The organism is Novosphingobium gossypii (assembly GCF_050433305.1).
GTDB lineage: Bacteria > Pseudomonadota > Alphaproteobacteria > Sphingomonadales > Sphingomonadaceae > Novosphingobium > Novosphingobium gossypii.
In genome coordinates this window covers 14,454-30,307 of sequence record NZ_JBNPXM010000015.1, presented here as the reverse complement: position 1 = coordinate 30,307, position 15,854 = coordinate 14,454, and the positions used below count along the sequence as shown (strand labels likewise).

The following is a 15,854-nucleotide window of genomic DNA, read 5'->3' as shown; positions in this document are numbered from 1 at the left end:
CGGTCCGCCTGGCCGGGTCACGGCCTCGCCGGACCGGCTTGCAGCGGCCCGCCGTCGCGGGCTGGCTGCGTCGCCCCGGCTCGCCTGTGTGGCGTCATCGGAGAGCGTGCCCGCGCGAGGCGAGGGCGGTGTCCGGCGCGGCGGTCCCTTGCGTGCTGGCGGGCGTTCGCCCGCTGCGCTTTGCGCGGTCCGCCTGGCCGGGTCACGGCCTCGCCGGACCGGCTTGCAGCGGCCCGCCGTCGCGGGCTGGCTGCGTCGCCCCGGCTCGCCTGTGTGGCGTCATTGGAGAGCGTGCCCGTGTGGGGCGAGGGCGGCGTCCGGCGCGGCGGTCCCTTGCGTGCTGGCGGGCCTTCGCCCGCTGCGCCTTGCGCGGTCCGCCTGGCCGGGTCCCGGCCTCGCCGGATGGGCTTGCAGCGGCCCGCCGTCGCGGTCCGGCTGCGTCGCCCCGGCTCGCCTGTGTGGCGTCATCGGCGAGGTTGCCCTCATGGGGCGAGGGCGGCGTCCGGCGCGGCGGTCCCTTGCTGGCTTGCGGGCCGTCGCCCGCTGCGCCTTGCGCGGTCCGCCTGGCCGGGTCATGGCCTCGCCGGATGGGCTTGCATCGGCCCGCCGTCGCGGCCCGGCTGCATCGCCCCGGCTCGCCTGCGTCGCGTCATCGGCGAGGGTGCCCGTGTGGGGCGAGGGCAGTGTCCGGCGCGGCGGTCCCTTGCTTGCTGGCGGGCGTTCGCCCGCTGCGCTTTGCGCGGTCCGCCTGGCCGGGTCACGGCCTCGCCGGACGGGCTTGCAGCGGCCCGCCTCCGCGGCCCGGCTGCATCGCCCCGGCTCGCCTGCGTCGCGTCATCGGAGAGGATGCCCGCATGGGGCGAGGGCGGCGTCCGGCGCGGCGGTCCCTTGCTTGCTGGCGGGCCTTCGCCCGCTGCGCTTTGCGCGGTCCGCCTGGCCGGGTCCCGGCACCGCCGGGTGGGCTTGCAGCGACCTGCCGACGCGGTCCGGCTGCGTCGCCCCGGCTCGCCTGTGTGGCGTCATCGGCGAGGTTGCCCTCATGGGGCGAGGGCGGCGTCCGGCGCGGCGGTCCCTTGCTTGCTCGCGGGCCTTCGCCCGCTGCGCTTTGCGCGGTCCGCCTGGCCGGGTCACGGCATCGCCCTGGCTCGCCTTCCAACATGGTCGTCCGATGCATTCAGAGAGGAGGGGGAGAGAGGAAGTTGGACCTTCGGCAGGAGAGAGACATGCTGACCATCTTCCGCGTCACCGACACTGAGACACGGCTCCAGACGACGCCGGCTCCAATGGCGGCCTCTCAGGTATCCGCTCTGTACAACCACCTCCTGGACAACGGCATTGCTACTGACCTTGAGCTCGGCGAACGCGAAGGCATTGCCTTCAATTTCAAGTTCAACGCGAATGCCGTTTCTCTCGCGGTCTTTGCGCGGCTCTTCGCTGGCTACGACCAACTCCTCGCCATTGCGGAGGAAGCCCAGTTCCATGGCCGGTCACTTCGCCTGAGCAAAGCAGATGCCCCGCACTTCGTCACGCTGAGCGTGAGCGATCATATCGCCATTTCGCCCGAATTGCTGATGTCGGTCTCGCGTGCTCACGCCGTCCTCAGGTGCCTGTGCCTGGATCCGGAAGTCGCCAGCGACGTGACGCTCGATCAGTTGCGCGCAGCGCTGCGCCTACCTTCCACATATCGAGCCTTTGTCGATGGAAACCTTGAGGCCGCGTTCGATTATCTCGCGCGCATCTGCGCCCTTGAGCACGGTAACACCGCTCCCAAGCTGGCGTGGGCCTGAGCCTGCCGACACTGACACAATCAAGGGCGCCGGAGCATCGCTCCAGCGCCCTATTTTTATGCCGGATGCTCTCACGATCCGCTTACGGGCATTCGCCCGATCAGCCGTCCTGCGGTTCGGGCCTAACGCCCTATTTTGCTTTAGTGGGGTTGCTTCGCTGCCACCCCTCCAGAACTTCGATCGCAACCCGCGGCTTCATCGCGACGGCAAGGCCAAGAATGCCGATCGCTTCACCCGTTCCGACCTTTTTTACGAGACGCTGAATCTCTTTTTCGGTCTCTTCCTTTTCCATCTCGAGCAAGCGTCGTTTGCGCTCTTCAAGCTCTACCTCGGCTTGCTGGATCGCTTCGCGTTCGCGGTCGAGTTTCGATGCCATAATCTACTTCCCTTCACCTGCTGAAAAAGCCTCGGCATGCTCCCGCATTTCTTTGTCAAAGGCGAGAACCTTTTCCAGTCAATCCAAGGATTGCCTATGGGGTCGCACCACGTTCTGGAAGGCACGAATATCAAACGCGAAAACGCCTTTTTGCAGAAGCTGGGTCGCGGCCAGGGACCTCGCGATTCTCCCGTTCCAACATCCAGCCTCGCGGCTGTCGGGCTTCCCACTGGTAAGCGATCCGGGCACTGGAACCGCGACAGGGAAAGCACAGGACCGCACTGGCTTCAGTCCCTCACAGAAGCACACCCCATACGGCAGGCCGTGGTGTTTCTCGAATGAAATCAGCAGCATCCCATTTGCTACCACGGTAGCAGTTGGGACCGGCGCATAGCCAAATGAATAATAGAGAGGTTTTTCAGCTATTTGGCTTGCTACCGCCTGATCACGGTTTTCTATTGGACACAACTGCGCGGGGCTTTTAGAGTAGTCATTGCGATACCCGAACCATGCTCTGCATCCAGTGGAGTTTGGTATGGACAAGAGTACTTCGAGTTATCAGATAGGCGTTCGGGTTCCGAGCGACCTGTTGGCATTGATCGACGCAGTCGCGCAGCTGAATGCGTGTGAGCGTCCCGATGCCATCCGGCAGATAGTCCGGTTCGGTGCGCCTCTCATCATAGCTGGCAAGGGCGTTAACCTGAGCCGGGTCCTCATGACGCTTGAAATCGTTGCCGAGGACTGTCTCGCCCGTGCTGAGGCAAAGGGGCACGATGCGGTCAAGAAGCTGATCGAAACCGCGCAAGCGAACCTGGAGCGGCACCATGTTTAGGGCGCCCCAGGAAGACATCCGCTTCAGCAAGAAAGCGGCGACGCTCGAGCACCATTCTTCCCGCGGCAAGATCGTTCGGAATGCAGGAAGCTTCACGCGCGGATCGCAGCTCTTCACGCACGAAGCCTCCATGAGCTGGGCGGGAATTCGCCTGCCGGTAATCGTCTGGCTGGTGACCTCCGTCGCGCTCGGCTCAACTGTGATGTCGTTCTATTTTCTTGAGCACGAGCTGCAGCTGGTGCTCATGAAAATATACGCGGAACTGTGGAACTGGGTCTCGCTCAATCCGCATAAGGAAGTCCATCTCACATTGCCTGACGAGAGCGTAGTGGTGGGTTTGATGTCCTGGGTTCCGCATCATCCGGCCGTGGTGTTTGCCTGGTCGAAATTCCTGCACCTCCTGGCGGCCTCGACGCTTGGTGCGATCTTCATCTGTGCACCGCTCACGATCTGGTTTGTCGACTATTCGCGCAGGCGCGGATCGGACATCCTCAAGGAGCGACATGAGCGCGGCTCCTTGCTCATCGACAGGGCTGAGCTCGACACCCAGATCCGCGCGTTCAACACCAAGGCATTCGAGGAGGAATGCGCAGCGCGAAAGCCCCCAGTGTCGCCTCGGACTGTACTGGAGATGTCTTTGCTTGAGCGTATCGCTGGTGGATTTCATTCGCCATACCGGATCGCGACGCTGCCGTGTCCCTGGCGGCTTGAACAGAGCCACCTGATGCTGATCGGCACGACAGGAGCGGGCAAGACTACCGAGCTGAAGAAGATCGTGACGCAGGCGAGGGCGAGGGGCCACCGCTGCGTCATTTTCGACCTCACGGGCTCGTTCATCGAGAGTTTCTATAGCCCAGAAACCGACTTCATCCTGAACACGATGGACAAGCGGTGCCAGCCCTGGACCATCTTCACCGATTGCGACAACTATTCCGATTTTCTTTCGGCTGCGACGGCCTTGATCCCGAGCGGCCGCAACGCAGAGGACGACTTCTGGCAGAAAGCCGCGCGCACGCTCTTCACCGAGATGTGCATGAAGCTGATCGACAAGAAGGCGACGTCGAACGGCGCTCTCGCCTACCATCTCATGCAGGCGGATCTGAAGCGCATCAGCGAAGAACTGGAGAACACGGTTGCGGCGCCGCTTGTCGCGACGCAGGCCGCTAAGATGGCAGAGTCCATCCGCGCCACGTTCAACACGCACGCGAATGCACTTCGCTTCATTCCCGATCCGGCGCCGGGCGCGCAGGGGTTCTCAATCAACCGGTGGATGGTGGACAATGCAAACGAAGGCTCGATCCTTTTCATCTCGTCCAACCACAACGATCTCGTCCTGAACCGTCCGCTGCTGACCCTGTGGATGGACCTGGCGGTGAACGCGCTGTTCCGTATCGGCAGGACACGGAATTTGCGCACCTGGTTCCTCCTCGACGAGGTCCATGCCCTGCATCGTCTCCCGGCTATCGAGCATGGCCTGCAGACCGCGCGAGCGGTCGGCGGTGCCTTTGCCCTGGGCATCCACTCCTTCGCCATGCTTTCGGAGACCTACGGCGAGAACGGCGCCATCGGCCTGACATCACTTGCCGGCACGAAGCTGATCCTGAAGACCCCTGATCTCGAGACCGCCAAGCGGTGCTCGGACTTCATCGGCAGCCGGGAGGTGCGCCAGATGGATGAGGCCTATTCCTACGGTTACAACAGCACTCGCGACGCCTCCACGATCACACCGCGCAAGGAAGTCCAGCATCTCGTCATCCCCGACGACATCAAGGACATGCCGGCTCTCCATGGCTTCGTGAAATTCCCCGACGGGTTTCCGGCGGCGCGGATAAAGTTGACTTATCGTCACTATCCGATCGTGGCCGAGGGGTTCGAGCGCGTGACGCAGATGCGCGCAAGCGAATACACGCCGCCCGACGAGAGCAGCGGCACGAAGGGGGAGGGGGGCCGCGAAACAGATGGTCCTGCGAACGAGAAAGTCCCCATTGCCGATACTTCAGATGCGCAGCGACTGCCGGACGGAGATCTTGTTGAGGGCAAGAGCGAGGCCGAACTCGAGGCGGAGCAATTCGCGCAAGGCTTCGTGCCGCGCGCCGTCGAGACGACCCGGTCGGATATCAACTCCTCGGGGTTCGGCGCAAGGCTGCACGAGACCGCATCCGATGACACTTCGGAGAAAGGGGAGCCCGCGCGCACCGATGATCTGTCGGATGCAAAGCGTCTCGGGACTGCCGATCAGCGTGAGGACACCAAGGCGCCGGGTGGACGCCAAACCGATCAGGAAAGCCTGATCCAGCGCGAGCAACGCGAAGGTATTGGAACAGAGCAGGAGAAGGGTGAGACGGACCTGTCGGACGACAGCGGGATGGAGATGTAGGCCATGCTCTCTGTCGCTTCCGTGAAGTCTGCGGGCGGTGCTGCAAGCTACTTTGCCAAGGATGACTACTACACAGGCGAAAATGCCTCGGAAATGTCCGTCTGGGGCGGGCAAGGCGCAGAGGAACTGGGTCTTTCCGGGCCGGTGAAAGCCGACGCATTCGAGGCCATCCTCAACGGCATCCTGCCGAATGGAACGGGCGTGAACCAGACCCCCAACCGCACGATCGGAACCGATCTCACATTCTCGATGCCCAAGTCAGCCAGCGTCCTGGCCTATGTGGCCGGGGACAGGCGTGTGCTCGAGGCTCATCTCAACGCGGTCAAGGCGACCATGACATGGGTCGAGAAAAGCATGGCGGAGGCGCGCGACTATGGTCGCAACCGCAATGGCGAGCCAGTGCGCACCAGCAATCTGATCTACGCCATTTTTCAGCACGACACGAGCCGCAAGCTCGATCCCCAAGGACACCTTCATGTCGTGATCGCGGCCATAACAAAGACCGCCGGGGGGACGTGGCAGGCACTCTGGAACAATCCGCTATACAAGAATAACACGGCGATCGGCTCTGCCTATCACGCTGCCTTCCGCGAAGAGCTGAGGGAGCTTGGCTACGAGACGCGGCTGACCGGTAAGCACGGCCAGTTCGAAATCGATGGCGTTCCCAAGGCCGTCATGGAGGCTTTCAGCCAGCGGCGGGAAGAGATCCTCCAGAAGGCCGCCGAGATCGGAATCTCCACACCGCAGGGGCAGGACCGCGTCGTCGTGAACACGCGTGATGCCAAGCTGAACGTCGCGGACAAGGAGGCCCTGCGGGTCGAGTGGAAATCGCGCGCTGCCGCCCTGGGGTTCGATGGCAGGGACGTGGTTTCCCAGGCTCTTGTGCGGTCCGGTCCGCAGGAGGAAAAGCCACTCGGTGTGATCGGCAAGGTGCAGGAACTTGTAACCGCTCTGCACGTCACGTTGGGGCAGTACCTGCGAGGTTCAGACCCTCTGGTCACCAGCGGGATGGCACGCATGCGCCTCACGCCCGGGGAGCTGCGCACGGAGCTCGCCGTCGCCTCGGCCGTCAGGCATCACGGGCAGCGCGAAGCGGCATTCCAGCTGACCGATATCTACAAGACCGCGTTGAATTTCGGGCTAGGCGGCGTGACCATCGATCGCGTCGAACAACGGGTCGGCATCCTGGTCGACAGGGAGTTGCTGATACCGGGCGCGTCCTTGCGCGCCGATGGGGTCTATCACCTCGTCACAACGCCCGAACATATCGCCCAGGAACGCAAGCTCCTCGCCGGGATAGACCTTGGCCGAGACGCAAGCGTGGCGATCGTGCCCGCTGGCGAAGTGGCGGATCGGCTCAAGGCGCACACCGCAGAGCATAGACTCAACCCCGAACAACTCGCGGCCGTCACAATGGCCCTGTCAACGACAGACAGGATTGCTGTCATCCAGGGCGTCGCCGGCGCGGGCAAGACGACCCTGGTCCGCAGCCTCCGGGATCTTGCCGCTGAACAGGGCAGGGAAACGGTGGGCCTTGCTTTTGCGAACAAGATGGTCGCCACGCTGCGGAACGAAGCGGACATCAAGGCACAAACCGTGTCGAGCTTCGTTAACGCCCATGTCCGGGCATCCAGGGCCGGGCAGGGCGAGGCCTTTGAGAACTCCCGCGCCGAACTTGCTGGCAAAATCTTCGTGCTCGACGAGGCCTCCTTGATCTCCAACGAGGCCATGAACAATCTCTTGACTATCGCCAACCGCCTGGGCGTCGAGCGCCTGGTCATGATCGGCGACATGAAGCAGCTGCAATCCATCGATGCAGGCAAGGCCTACGAACTCGCCCAGTCACACGGCCCCGCAATGGCCGTGCTTGAGGTCAGTCAGCGGCAGAAGACCGCGCACATGCAGCAGGTCGCTGTTCTGGGCCGTGCGGGCAAGTTCGACGAGGCCTTCCAGATTCTGGGCACGCGCGTCCAGAGCGAGGGTGACGCCTACCTTGAGAAGGCTGCGGAGAAGTGGCTGGGTCTTGATGCGCAGGAACGAGAGCGAACGGCGATCTATGCGTCGGGGCGAAACGCGCGACGCGAGCTGAACGAGCTTGTGCAGAGGGGTCTGAAGGATGAAGGTACGCTAAAAGGCGGCGGCCTGGAACTCACGACGCTTCAGCAGGTCAACGCCACGCGCGAAGAGCTGCGGTATGCCTCGACCTACCGCCCGGGTCAGATCATCGATGTGGCCAGGAACACCCGGCCGGCGGGCCTCGTCCGCGGGCGCTACGATGTCGTCGGCGTTGATACCAAGGGGCAGGTCACCGTCCGCAATGAGCGGGGCCGGGCATTTGTCTTCGATCCTCAGAAGATCGATCCGAACGCCAAATCGGACGGCGTGCAACTTTTGGAGAAGATGCCGATCACGCTCTACGAGGGGGACAAAATTCTGTGGCAGGCAAACGACAAGGCGCGCGAGATCTATAGTTCGGAGCAGGCGAAGATCCTGTCCATCACCGAGAGCCATGCCAGGATCGAGAACGCCGACGGGAAGGTTGTGGAACTCGACCGGGCGGACAAGATGCTCGAGCGTCTCGGGCTCGCGTACGCGATCAACATGCATCAGGCACAAGGCATGACCACCGACAAGGGCATCGGCGCGGTCCATTCCTCCGAGAGCAACCTTGCGACCCAGCGCCTGACATATGTGATGCTAACCCGGGTCAGGTTGGAGATGGAGATCGTGACTAACGACAGGCACGCGCTGCTCCGGACTATCAGCCGAAATGCCGGCGACAAGCACAGCGCGCTTGAAGCGATCGGCGATAAGCAACTGGGGGGCGCGTCGCCTGCAATGGGCTCCAGTGCCGCTGCCCCCATCAGTGCCGCTATCGCCGGATTCAATCCTTCCATTCCTGCCGACGTCCTCCAGGCGCCGCCCAACATGGCGCTCATCGAGGCTGCAGGCTTTCAGCGGCATCTCGCCGCGAAGGAAGTGAATCTTCCGGAACGCAACATCGAACGCACCAGATAAGGATATCGCCTGCACAAGCTTTGACGTTCGCCGAAGAAAACGTACGCTGGAAAGCACGCGCCGACATGCTTGGCGTGTCTTCGTAGCCCATTCAAATCGTCTTTGGGAGGAAAGCAACGGACTGAAACGACCGTGGCCGCATGCGCGATGACTGTATGCTGTTCGAAAGTGATAGCAGAGTGGGTGAGGTGCAGCGCTGCTATTTAAGGGTCATCTGTTTTCGCCAGGGCACAATGGGTATCAGGACAAGGGACCTCGTTTGGCAATGCTGAATAATTGCAGTTATTGCAGAACCATATTACCATTGGTAGAACCGCTTCAGTCCGGCGGTTTGCTGAAAAAGGGCGAATGCGAGGGACTTCAAAGGAAAGTGGGAACCAGATCGTTGGACGCCGAAGCAGAGAATTTTCTCATCGATGCGGTAAGCCTGTCGAACGCGGCAAGGGCGATGGACTTGGACACGTTGCATCAGGAAGGGACCGGCGCTGGTGGTCTCCTGGTGCCCCTGATCACCTCGCTCCGCACCGCAGAGCGGGTGGTCGTCGATGCTGCCTTGCTTGAAGCGTTCCAGGCGGCGGCTTCGAAGCATACGCTTGCCGCGTTGCGCTCCGACCTCTCCGCGTTCGATCTGTGGTGTCGCCAGCATCGCCGGATCGCCGTGCCCGCAGGCCCCGAGGACGTTGCCGACTACCTCAAGTACCGGGCAGGGCAGGGCGCCCGCCCGGCATCGCTGGCGCGGTACAAGGCCTCGATCGCGCGGCTCCACCAGTTGCTCGGGCGCGTCGATCCAACTACGGCACCGCTGGTGAAGCTGACCCTTGCCGCGATCCGCAAGGACAAGGGCGTTGCCCAACGCCAGGCCGCGCCGCTGCGCTTCAAAGGCGCCGTCTCGGATATCGAACGCGATCCGGGGCGCGGCCTCAACCTGCGCGCACTGCTGGAAAGCTGTGAGGACACCCCGGCAGGCTTGCGCGATCGCGCCTTGCTCAGTCTCGCCTATGATACGGGCCTCAGGGCCAGTGAACTAGTCGCGGTCGAACTCGGGCACATTCTGCCGGCTACTGATCCTGACGCCCGGCTGCTCTCGATTCCGCGGAGCAAGAGTGACAGCGAAGGGGAGGGGGCCACCGCGTTCCTCTCACCGCGCACGGTGCGGGCGGTGCAGGCCTGGTGCGAGGCAGCCGGTATCGTGCAAGGCGCTGTCTTCCGGCGCGTGTTCGTCCGGCGCTACAAGGCGCGGGCGCGACAGCCAGGGCGCGATCTTGCCACTTTGTCAGGACGCGCGGCCTATGACTGGCGCAAGGCGCTGCCTAAACCGGCCGTGGCGGCGCGTACCGAATACAGCGTCGGCAATACGGCGCTTCATCCCGGCTCTATCGGAGCAATCTGGAAAGCCATCATTCGGCGGGCCTTTGATAAAGGCGCATTGCCCGATCTCACCCGCGACGACCTGGAACATGCACTCACCCGGATCAGCGGCCATTCCACCCGCGTCGGTCTCAACCAGGACCTTTTTGCCAGCGGAGAGGATCTTGCAGGGATCATGGACGCCCTGCGCTGGAAAAGTCCGCGAATGCCGCTCGCCTACAACCGCAATCTGGCAGCTGAGCATGGCGCCGCAGGGCGTTTGATGAAGAAGCTGAGCTAGCGGGCAGGGTGCTTGGCTCGTCACCCTTCCTCCAGAGATTTGTTCAGCATGCCACTTCGTGGCTGTATCCTCGCCTACGATTGGCGGGCTATGCTGGGATGCTCCGGAGCGGCCGATATGCCGGCTTCAATGCCCGCGTCGAGGACGTCCAGATGGGCAAACTCATGCCGCGAGTCAGTTGCTGGGTTCACGCATATCGGGGATTCTTCAAACCCGTCGATCTAAGAGAGCAGCTCAAGCGCAGGGAGAAAGGCAAATGGACACTTGTCTTGCCGCCGGGCGCCGAAGCGCTCGAGGTTATCGATGCGCTCTTAGCCATCGAGCGTGACTCGCACAGGAAACGCTGCCTGACATCTTGCAGATACGCGCTGGCTAACCGACCCGACGCCGATTAAGACAGGGCTGGTCAATCAGCCAATTTATAAGGTTATTTCCTGATCAAGAATCGAGGAAATCCCGAGGCCGCGTTAGTCAGACCCGTATTGCTCAAGGTGAGGGTCGTTGCCTCTGCGTGAGCGAAGTGCACGAAGTATGGTTTGGAGGCGATCTTACGCGTTGGCGCACGCCAAACGAGGTTGCCTGGCGACATAACGAGCACGTTTAAAGACCGTGATTGCGATATCGCGGCGCGCTGTAGCCTCGAACGCTGCTTGCGACTGCCTCCGCTACACGCAACGCGTTGGCTCCGATCATGAGGCTTGGATTAACACCGTTTGAAGTAGGCATGAAAGATGAATCGACGACGAACAGGTTGTCGATTCCGCGCACTCGACATGACGGATCAAGAACACTCGTTCTTGGATCTATACCAAAGCGGACCGTCCCACACGGGTGCGCATAATTCAGCTGTGGTTGATGCGACATGAACATTCGAGAGTGCCCCGGGAATGCTTTGTACATAGCCTGACGAAAGTGTCTTCTACGATCGTGAAGCTCTTCGCCTATAGAATACTGGAAATCCAAACTATCAGAGTTGACTGATCGCATTAAAACTCTGTTTTCAAGGCTTGGTAGATCCTCTAGTATGCCGACAAATAGATGAGCAGCGCCCATTATTGAAGATGCTAGATAAACTGGAAGCCGCAATACGCTCCTTGCAAACGGAACGTTGCGGAATGCGGAGGAAGCTAAACGTATTTGGGCTGCATACATGATTTCTCCATATCGTGCAGTCAAGCCCATCGACTGTACGAGGCCGAGGCGAAGGTCGTCACGATGATATAGGTCGCGGAAGCTGACGGATCGCTCTGCCTGTCGTGCCCTTCCCGTTCTCCCCTTCGGCCAGACTGCAAGTATTTCACTCAAATGAAACATGAGGTTGCGGCCTACAAGACCATATCGGTTACCCAAGCCGGTCGGCCAAACTTCATTTTTCGATCGTAGTAGGAGAGACGGTGAGCCAAGTCCTCCGGCGGAAAGGAGATACGCGCGGGCCTTCAGGACAAATTCCTTGCCATCTTTGCAAACCTTGATCGATTTCACATGGTCATCGGCATTGATGGAAAGGACGGTGCATTCGTCCAGCACAGCAGCACGTCCAGACTGGACGGCAGGCAAAACTCCCGCGGTTCGCCCGTCCATCTTGCAGCGCTTTGCACAACGTCGTCCAAAGCAACTTTCACAATCCGGTAAGAATAGAGCCGCCATGTGGGTCTGGTAGGGGTTAAGACCCGCACTTCTAAGGTCACGCATAAACCGCGCTTCACTGGACGCGAGCGCCCTTTGCTTCATGGAAACAGGTGTTTTATCGCGCGCTAATGGGTCGGGCGTTCCGGTGATACAGAAGTACCTTTCCGCCATGTCGAAGTACGGCGCGTATTCGGCATATGAGACTGGCCATCCTTGCGTGGGATGCGGCCTCTCAGGGCAATCATCCAAATCGTGCGGCTCGGGACGCTCCAAAGTAGCCGCGTAGCGTAATGATGTTCCACCAACGCCTGTTCCAATTACGCCTTCGAGCGCGAGTTCTCGGCCATCTACAATTCCTTTCAGCGGCTCAGGCCACAAACCTTGCTCCAGCCTTGCGGCTGGCGATGACGCTGATCCGTCCGGCAGGTTGGATCTGGTATCGCCGAAGTCCTTCCCTTTTTCGATTATTAGAACGTTCAAGCCTAGCTCAGTCAGCCGTCGCGCAGCCAAGCCACCGCCAATTCCCGCACCGATTACGACCACGTCCCATTTCGATCTAATAATATCCAATGGTCATAGCCTTCTTGAGTGATAACCGTTGTGAGATATTTACCGCTTTGTACCTGCTGAAAATAAAGTAACTTGGATTATATTCCTGTACATATTAGCAAAGTTCAGATCTTCCGATCTACGGAAAAGGCCGTCTGCGGCGCCCAGCGCTATAAGATGTACCTGGATCTTGAGGATCAAAGTCCTTGATGAGCAAATTACATCATCGGACCATCTATAAAATCAATACTTTTCATTGGACGCAATTGTCCAATGAAAAGTATGCCAGCGTGGCTAATCGGTTATCAACCAGGCCATATCAACCTACTGAACCAACGATACAATTCTCATGGCTTTATAAACAATGATACGGAAGCTAATTATCTTTTGTTAACCGTTTGGTGGCGTTTGTAGATCCAAGTTATTTAAGCAGGTTTTCAGTTCAGTCTTTGTTTATTTTAAGGCTTCGATGTAAGAAGGCATAAGGTAGCGAAACGCGGAGCAATGCTGGCAAGTATTGAAGGAGCCTCGTTTGCATTATGTTCACTCGGTACTTTCACCTGCGCGCTGCGGTTGCGGTTCTCGCAGATGTCGCAAATGCGCAAAGGTCATACCTGATGTCGTTGCCGGCCTTTGAAGCTGCTGGAGAGATGATCCCTTACCAGAGTGCGGAGCTCGCTTCACAGTTTGAAGATTATTTTGTCTCGATTTATCATATGCTTGAGGCCAACGAGCTGAGTTCGGTGCAAGTAAAAACTCTGAACGACTTAGATGGCGTAATTAGCGCGATGAAAAGTAAGAAAGGGAATGATTTTTGGAGACTCGATGCTTTGGACGTAGATCCAGATTGGGATGAGATCAGATCCTCGGCTAAAGCTGCCCTCAAGACCTTACCCTTGCAACAACAGCCCTTCTGACAAATGCTGATGTACGTAGCTGCAATGGAGCAACGCTATTAGGATTCAAGTCATAAGGGCTCTAGAGGCCTGCGGTGGACCTGCGTTTAGTCCGTTTCACCGCGGTTGTCGGATCGTGATTATGGGCTTCTTGTAAGCGGTCAAAATCCCCCACATTTTCAGAAGCTCCGAGGTTGGTAGTTTCGTCGCAATGAACGGCGAGGTTACCAGTGAGTGATGAAACTGATTTCGAAACATGTTTCGAAACGAGCGTCCCAGGTCAGGTGCAGCGGCTTGACGTGATCGAAAGCCCGCGGGGCAAGCGGCACTGGACGCCCGAGGCGCGGGCGCAGATCATCGCGGAAAGCTTGGAGCCGGGTGCCAATGTGTCAGCGGTGGCGCGCCGCCACGGGCTGTTTCCCCAGCAGTTGTACACATGGCGGCGCGGATTGCGGGAGCGCGCGGAGGCGATGACCTTTGTGCCGGCAATGGTCGAGCGTGGGAAGGTCGACGAGCTGTCCAGCGCGGCAGTGCCACCAGTCAGCGGCCAGATCGTCGTCGAGGCAAGCGGGTTGTTGATCCGCATCCCTCCCGACGTGAGCGCGGATCACATCGAGCGGGTGTTGTTGGCCGCGCGGGTGAGCGCGTGATCATCCCGCCCGGCCCCCTGAAGGTACTGGTCGCAACACAGCCCGTGGACTTCAGGAAAGGAATGGTGGGTCTTGCCTCGCTGGTCGAGCGCGAGCTCAGGCTCGATCCCTTCTCAGGTATGCTGTTTATCTTCCGGGCGCGCAGAGCGGACCGGATCAAACTCCTGGTCTGGGACGGCACCGGGCTGGTGCTGGTGACGAAGCGCTTGCACGATGGGAAGTTCCGTTGGCCACGCCCGGGAGACGGGGTGATGAAGCTGTCAGCGGCGCAAGCCGCTGCGTTGATCGAGGGGTTGGACTGGTCGCGCGTGCACGTGCCGCGCGTGCCCAAACCGATCCATGCGCAGTAGGCCGCATGCCTGATTCTGCTTGGCGCAAGGCTGTTCCTCGCGAGGCAAAATCCGCTAGAATGCAGGCGTGGCGGCGCACCCAGAACTCCCCGCAGCGACCGGCGCAGAAGCCGGATACGACGAGCTGCCCGACGACGTCGAGCAGCTCAAGGTGATGCTGCTGGCCGAGCGCGCCCGCGCAGCGCGGCTCGAGCATATCCTCAAACTGATCAACCGCACGACCTTCGGCAGGCGGTCGGAAAAGCTTCCTGCCGATCAGCTCGCACTCGCGCTGGAAGACCAGGCCGTGGCCCTTGGTGAGGCCCAGGGCCTGCAGGACAAGACAGACGAAGAAATCGAGCGTCATGGCCTCGTACCTCGCAAACGCCGGCCCGCCGACACACAGCGCGCATCGCTGCCGGCGCATCTGCCGCGCTTCGAGGTGGTGATCGAACCCGACAGCCTGGAATGCGCCTGTGGCGGCGCGCTGCACAAGATCGGTGAGGACCGTGCGGAACGGCTCGACATCATCCCAGCGCAGCACCGCGTCATGGTGACTATCCGGCCGCGCTATGCGTGCCGGTGCTGTACCGATGGCGTACACCAGGCTCCGGCACCGGCGCGCGTGGTGCCGGGCGGCTTGCCGACCGAAGCGCTGATCGCCGATGTTCTCATCAACAAGTACTGCGACCACCTTCCGCTTTATCGCCAGTCGAAGATCTTCGCGCGGCAGGGCATCGAGATCAGCCGCGCCACGCTGGCCAACTGGGTCGGCCGGGGCATTGCGGCGCTGCAGCCGATCGTCGACCGGATGCGCGTGGATGCACTTGCACGATCACGGCTGTTCGTCGACGAAACCACCGTCAAGGTGCTGGCACCGGGGACCGGCAAGACCAAAACCGGCTACATGTGGGTCATCGTCTGTGACGACCGGGCCCATGGCGGTGCCGATCCGCCGCTGGCGCTCTACACCTATATGCCCGGCCGCGGGGCCATGTGGGCCAGACAGCTGCTGGGAGCCTACCACGGCATCCTGCAGGTCGATGCCTGGCAAGCCTACGACCAGTTCGGCAAGGATGACCGCGCCAATGCTGGCGTCTGGAAATCCTACTGCTGGGCGCACCTGCGACGTAAGTTTGTCGATGCGGGCAGTGATGCTCCGATCGCGCAGGATGCGTTGCAGCGCATCGCCAGGATCTACGGAATCGAAAAGGACATCCGTGGTCGCCCGCCCGAGGAGCGCCTTGCTGTACGGCAGGAGCGAAGCCGTCCGCTGATCGATAGCCTCCATGCTTGGTTCACTGCCGTCAGCCCCCGCATCATGGCTGGCTCGGCGACAAGCGACGCGATGTAATATGCGCTGAAACGTTGGGCGGGCTTCAGCCGGTTCCTCGACGACGGACGGATCGAGCTCGACAACAACGCCGCCGAACGGGCTATCAGGCCAGTGACTCTCCAGAGAAAAATGCGTTGTTCGCCGGCCACCAACTCGGCGCCGAAAATTGGGCGGCGATCGCCTCGCTGGTCGAAACCTGCAAGATGCTGGACCTCGAGCCCTACGCCTACCTCTCCGATGTACTCGCCCGAATTATCAGCCGCTCCGACACCGATCCGATCGACGATCTGCTCCCATACAACTGGGTCAATACAAACGCCGGGCAAACCATGTTCGAAATGAGCAACGTCGTCACCCCTGCTTGATCACCGAAATGACATCGCCAAACCTGACGGGGTGGCTCCACCGCCACGTGGGGGTTTTTCAC

Annotated in this window: 10 protein-coding genes and 1 pseudogene; 9 read left to right on the top strand and 2 right to left on the bottom strand. The window is 60.7% G+C overall.

Translation table 11 applies throughout. The annotated features are described in order from the left end of the window. Nucleotides 1–1,223 precede the first annotated feature (1,223 nt). On the top strand, nt 1,224–1,787 hold the full coding sequence (locus GGR40_RS19795; RefSeq protein WP_429277972.1) for a hypothetical protein: 564 nt from the start codon (nt 1,224–1,226) through the stop codon (nt 1,785–1,787). A 130-nt stretch (nt 1,788–1,917) separates the two neighbouring features. On the opposite strand, the gene GGR40_RS19790 is transcribed toward GGR40_RS19795, so the two are convergent. Continuing rightward, the gene (locus GGR40_RS19790) at nt 1,918–2,163 is read right to left on the bottom strand and encodes a hypothetical protein (RefSeq protein ID WP_429277971.1); all 246 of its coding nucleotides are present in this window, start codon (nt 2,161–2,163) and stop codon (nt 1,918–1,920) included. Nucleotides 2,164–2,698: 535 nt separating this feature from the next. Here GGR40_RS19790 and GGR40_RS19785 point away from each other — a divergent pair. The 4 genes from GGR40_RS19785 to GGR40_RS19770 all read left to right on the top strand — a co-directional run bounded on the left by GGR40_RS19785 (nt 2,699) and on the right by GGR40_RS19770 (nt 10,038). After that, a complete protein-coding gene (locus GGR40_RS19785; protein ID WP_429277970.1) occupies nt 2,699–2,995 on the top strand; it encodes a hypothetical protein in 297 nt (98 codons plus the stop codon). Continuing rightward, nucleotides 2,988–5,372, top strand: coding sequence for a type IV secretion system DNA-binding domain-containing protein (locus tag GGR40_RS19780; RefSeq protein WP_429277969.1), 2,385 nt, complete (start codon nt 2,988–2,990; stop codon nt 5,370–5,372). Before GGR40_RS19785 ends, GGR40_RS19780 begins: the two co-directional genes overlap by 8 nt. A 3-nt stretch (nt 5,373–5,375) precedes the next feature. Next, nucleotides 5,376–8,390: a MobF family relaxase gene (gene mobF / locus GGR40_RS19775; protein ID WP_429277968.1), complete on the top strand. Its 3,015-nt coding sequence runs from the start codon at nt 5,376–5,378 to the stop codon at nt 8,388–8,390. Between the two features lie 448 nt (nt 8,391–8,838). Continuing rightward, nucleotides 8,839–10,038: a tyrosine-type recombinase/integrase gene (locus GGR40_RS19770; RefSeq protein ID WP_429278037.1), complete on the top strand. Its 1,200-nt coding sequence runs from the start codon at nt 8,839–8,841 to the stop codon at nt 10,036–10,038. Between the two features lie 600 nt (nt 10,039–10,638). Here GGR40_RS19770 and GGR40_RS19765 read toward each other — a convergent pair. Beyond that, nucleotides 10,639–12,210 (bottom strand): GMC oxidoreductase, encoded by a 1,572-nt coding sequence (locus GGR40_RS19765; protein WP_429277967.1) that lies wholly within the window; start codon nt 12,208–12,210, stop codon nt 10,639–10,641. Nucleotides 12,211–12,833: 623 nt separating this feature from the next. Between GGR40_RS19765 and GGR40_RS19760 the strand changes: the two genes are divergently transcribed. The 4 genes and pseudogenes from GGR40_RS19760 (at nt 12,834) to tnpC (ending at nt 15,792) form a co-directional block, all read left to right on the top strand. After that, the gene (locus GGR40_RS19760; protein WP_429277966.1) at nt 12,834–13,133 is read left to right on the top strand and encodes a hypothetical protein; all 300 of its coding nucleotides are present in this window, start codon (nt 12,834–12,836) and stop codon (nt 13,131–13,133) included. 209 nt (nt 13,134–13,342) lie between these two features. Continuing rightward, a complete protein-coding gene (tnpA, locus tag GGR40_RS19755; RefSeq protein ID WP_429277965.1) occupies nt 13,343–13,762 on the top strand; it encodes an IS66-like element accessory protein TnpA in 420 nt (139 codons plus the stop codon). After that, entirely contained in the window at nt 13,759–14,112 is a 354-nt protein-coding gene (tnpB, locus tag GGR40_RS19750; protein ID WP_429277964.1) for an IS66 family insertion sequence element accessory protein TnpB, read from the top strand. Before tnpA ends, tnpB begins: the two co-directional genes overlap by 4 nt. Before the next feature lie 154 nt (nt 14,113–14,266). After that, nucleotides 14,267–15,792, top strand: a pseudogene (tnpC, locus tag GGR40_RS19745) (IS66 family transposase). Nucleotides 15,793–15,854: the final 62 nt, after the last annotated feature.